The following is a 4,157-nucleotide window of genomic DNA, read 5'->3' as shown; positions in this document are numbered from 1 at the left end:
TAGGGTGAGGGGCTTTTGACCTTGCCCTCAATCCGGCTGAAACGGCGACTCACTCAAGATCACCCCAGTCTCCTCGACATACTGCTGCCAATGCCCGATCAACGTGCTGAGCTTCTCCGGCTGACTCAACGCCAGATCATGAATTTCCCCCGGATCATTACTCAAATCATAAAGCTGCCAGGTCGCCGGCCCGATAGGCCCGGGAATCCACACCGCTTTCCACGACCCCTGCCGAATCGCCCGGCGCCCGAACAATTCCCAACCCGTGACCGTGTGCTCGTCATGCACCTGCGCAGTCTCGCCGGACAAGAATCCCAACCACGATTTACCACGCAACGGCGCCACCGGTTTGCCGTGCCACAGCTTGCCCGGATGGCGCACGCCGGCCAGATCGAGAATCGTCGGGGTGATGTCCATCACCGTGCCGAAACCATGGCTGATCTGCCCTTTGATCGCCAATTGCGGATAGTGCAACAGCGCCGGCACGCGAATCCCGCCTTCAGTGGTAAACGCCTTGAACAACCGCGATGGCGCGGTCGCCACCTGCGCCCAGTTCGGCCCGTACCAGACATATGAATTGGCCCGACCAATGTTGTCGAGGCTGTTGTCGTAATGCTGGCTGAGGTATGTCACCAATTCCGGACCGAACTTCGGAAACGCTTCCAGCAGCGCACCTTCGGCACCGTTGTCAGACATGAACAGGATGAACGTGTTATCGAGCTGCCCTTGCTGGCGCAGGTAATCGACGACCCGACCAATGTTCCAGTCCATGCGCTCGACCATCGCCGCGTAGACCTCCATGGCCCGCGCGGAAATCTGCTTTTGCTCGTCGCTCAATGCGTCCCACTGCTGGGTCAACTGAATCAGTGGATGCGGTTCGACGTCCGCCTCGATCAGACCGAGGGCTTTGAGTTTTTCCAGGCGTTCCAGGCGCAGCACTTCAGGGCCGGCGTCATAGCGGCCGCGGTATTTCTCGACGATGTCGGCAGGCGCCTGCAACGGCCAGTGCGGTGCGGAGAATGGCAAATAGGCGAAGAACGGCCGGGTCTGGTCACGTTCCTTGAGGTACTGCAGCAACTTGTCGCCGAAGGCATCGGAGGAATAGAAATCCTTCGGCAATTCGTCGAGAAACGTATCGTCCTCGATGTACAGCGCCGGAGTGGATTTCAGCAGGCCGGGTGTTTGCTCATCGTAGGTTGGCTCGAAACCGTAATGGTTGGCCGCGCCCGGCAGCAGCGAAAACGAACGCTCGAAACCTCGCGCATGGGGCGCCAATTCAGCCTTCAAACCCAAGTGCCATTTGCCACTCATCAAGGTTTGATAACCGGCCTCGCGCAGCAACTCCGGCAGCGCCACCACGCGATCGTTGAGATAGCCCTCATAACCCGGTTTACCGATCAGTTCCGGCGTCAGCGTTTCGGCCATGGTGCCGATCCCTGCGATGTGGTGGTCGGTGCCGGTCAGCAGCATCGAGCGGGTCGGCGAGCAGGTCGGTGCAGTATGAAAATCGGTCAGGCGCAGGCCGTTGTTGGCCAAAGCGTCGAGATGCGGCGTGGCGATTTCGCCGCCGAACGCACCGATGTCGGAGAAGCCTAGATCGTCGGCCAGAATCACCAGAAAGTTGGGACGTTGCGGCATCGCAAAACTCCTGTTCAGCAGGCAATGAACGTCAGCGGCAGATCGCGGATCTGCACCGGCACGCTCGGTTGGTAATGGTCATCACTGGTCAGTTCGTGCAGTAGTTCTTCACGCAACTGATGGAAGTCGAAACTGCTGCGCTGGCGCGGGTGCGGCAGGGCGATGTCGACCACTTGTTTGATCCGCCCCGGACGCGGCTCCATGACCACCACGCGGTCGGCGAGGAAGATCGCTTCCTCGACGTCGTGGGTAACGAGAATCGTGGTGATTTTTGCGCGGGCGCGGATCGCCAACAGCTCGTCCTGCATTTGCTGGCGGGTCAGCGCATCAAGCGCGCCGAACGGTTCGTCGAGCAGCAGAATTCGTGGGCTGGCGACGAGGCCACGAGCAATCGCCACGCGCTGCGCCATGCCGCCGGAGAGTTGGTGCGGATAGGCGCGGGTGAAGTCGCGCAGGCCGACCAGATCGATGAAATCGTCGATGCGTTTTTGCTTTTGTGCAGCGCTCAGCGGCTCGTTGACCAGGCCGAGGCCGATGTTGTCGGCGACGGTCAGCCACGGGAATAAACGGTGTTCCTGGAAGACAATGCCGCGCTCGCCGCCGATGCCGCTGACGGCTTTGCCATCGACGGTGATCTGCCCGCGAAATTGCGTATCAAGACCCACCAACAAACGCAGCAACGTCGATTTGCCACAGCCGCTGGAGCCGACAATGGCGACGAATTCGCCCTCGGCAATGTCGAGGTTGAATTCGCGAATCGCCTCCAGTTCGAAACCGTCGACGTCAAAGGATTTGCCTACGTGGTTGAAGCTGACAATCGGTGCGTTCATGCGTGTCTCCAGCGGGTCGCGCGAATTTCCAGGCGTTGGCCAATGAGGTTGAGCAGGGCGCCGGTAAGACCGACGAAAAGCATGCCGGCCATGATCAGGTCCATACGCAGCAGTTGTTGTGCGCCGATCATCTGGCTGCCGATGCCGCCGTTGGACGGCATGAAATATTCAGCGCCGATGGTGCCGAGCCAGGCGTAGATCAGGCTCAGTCTGAGACCTGCAAAAATCCCCGGCGCGGCGCCCGGCAGCACGAGTCGGCGCAGGCGTTGGCCGAGGCTCAGGCGCAACACTTGTGCGGCTTCGTTGAGTTGTGGTGAGAGGTTGGCGACGCTGCGTTGCGTGGCGATAAACAGCGGAAAGAACGCGGCGAGGGCGACGAATACCCACTTGGCCAGTTCGCCGAGACCGAACCACGCGGTAAGCAGTGGCACCCAGGCGAAAATGGCGATCTGGCGGATGGCCGCGAGGGTCGGGCCGAGCAGGCGTTCGCTGGTGCGCGACAAGCCCAGCAGCAAGCCGAAGGCGAAACCGAGTCCACCACCCAACAGCAAACCGCCGAGGGTGCGACCGAGGCTGAGCGCCATGCCGCTGATCAACGTGCCATCGAGCACGCCAGCCCATGCCGTGCTCAAAACGGCCAACGGACTGACCAGAATATTGGCGTCGACCCACTGCTGGTCACTCGCCAATTGCCACAGTGCCAACAAGCCCAGCGGTAGCAGCCATGGTTGCAGCCGCTGCCAGCCTTCATAACGCGGGCCGCGACGAATTTCGGCAGTGGCCGGGTGCGGCCAGTGCACCAGTGTTTTGTCCAGCAGACCGATACCGCGATCCATCGCCACGCCGATCAAACCGATGACGACGATGCAGACGAACACGATGTCCAGCATGAACAATTGCCGCGCCCAGACCATCAGGTAGCCGATGCCTTCGCTGGAGGCCAACAACTCGACGGCCAGCAATGAGGTCCATCCGGCGGCGAGCGCCAGACGCACGCCAGCCATGAACGCGGGGAGGGCGGCGGGCAACACCAGGCGACGAATCAGCAGGCGTGGCGGCAGGCGCAAAACGGCGGCGGCTTCGCGCAGTTTTGGTTGTGCATCTCTTACGCCGACCAGTGTGTGCAAGGTCACCGGCACCACGATCGCTTTGATCAGCACCACCAGTTTCAGCACTTCGCCGATGCCGAAAAACACCATGAACAGCGGGATCCACGCAAGCGTCGGTATTTGCGAAAGTCCAGCGAAGGTGGGGAAGATCAAACGTTCAAGACGACGACTGAATCCCAGCGCTGCACCGAGCAATGCACCCGCAGAAACCCCCGCGAGCAGACCCCAGAACAAACGCTGCAAACTGATCCACAAGTGGCTCCATAACTCGCCTTGCGACAACTCGACAGCGCTGTTCCACACCAGCGAAGGCGCGGGCAGTATCTGCTCGCTCATCCATTCGTTGCGCGCGGCCAGCCACCATAGGGCGAACAAGCCAAGCGGCAGCAGCCATGGCAACAGGCGCTGGTTCACGCTTGGCCAGCTACGGCGGCTTTTCAGCGGCGGCGCGGGCAGGGGGAGACTGAGCAAGGATTGGCGGGCCATGGGTGACCTCCGTTGTCGGGTTGGCTCAAGATCAAAAGATCGCAGCCTTCGGCAGCTCCTACGGGGGAATGCGTCCTTGAATTGACCCCTGTAG

The 4,157-nt window shown here is 61.0% G+C and carries 3 protein-coding genes; all 3 read right to left on the bottom strand.

The genetic code is table 11. From position 1 onward, the window contains the following. Positions 1–27: 27 nt before the first annotated feature. The 3 genes from PMI23_RS17375 to PMI23_RS17365 are packed head-to-tail and all read right to left on the bottom strand — an operon-like array spanning position 28 to position 4,063. Positions 28–1,638 carry an arylsulfatase gene (locus PMI23_RS17375; protein WP_007917659.1) on the bottom strand — a complete coding sequence of 537 codons (1,611 nt, stop codon included), beginning with the start codon at positions 1,636–1,638 and terminating at the stop codon, positions 28–30. A gap of 14 nt (positions 1,639–1,652) precedes the next feature. Beyond that, positions 1,653–2,468, bottom strand: a complete 816-nt coding sequence (locus PMI23_RS17370) for an ABC transporter ATP-binding protein (RefSeq protein ID WP_007917657.1) — start codon at positions 2,466–2,468, stop codon at positions 1,653–1,655. Then, positions 2,465–4,063: an ABC transporter permease gene (locus tag PMI23_RS17365; protein WP_007917654.1), complete on the bottom strand. Its 1,599-nt coding sequence runs from the start codon at positions 4,061–4,063 to the stop codon at positions 2,465–2,467. The genes PMI23_RS17370 and PMI23_RS17365 overlap by 4 nt, the downstream gene beginning before the upstream one ends. Positions 4,064–4,157: the final 94 nt, after the last annotated feature.

The sequence above is a fragment of the Pseudomonas sp. GM24 genome (assembly GCF_000282235.1).
Lineage (GTDB): Bacteria > Pseudomonadota > Gammaproteobacteria > Pseudomonadales > Pseudomonadaceae > Aquipseudomonas.
Note: the sequence above shows the minus strand (reverse complement) of the source record. Positions and strands in the feature narration are given on the sequence as shown.

Bases quoted from the DNA above. Each gene is read 5' to 3' on its own strand.
- PMI23_RS17375 (WP_007917659.1), bottom strand. From the start codon at position 1,638: ATGCCGCAACGTCCCAACTTTCTGGTGATTCTGGCCGACGATCTAGGC.
- PMI23_RS17370 (WP_007917657.1), bottom strand. From the start codon at position 2,468: ATGAACGCACCGATTGTCAGCTTCAACCACGTAGGCAAATCCTTTGAC.
- PMI23_RS17365 (WP_007917654.1), bottom strand. From the start codon at position 4,063: ATGGCCCGCCAATCCTTGCTCAGTCTCCCCCTGCCCGCGCCGCCGCTG.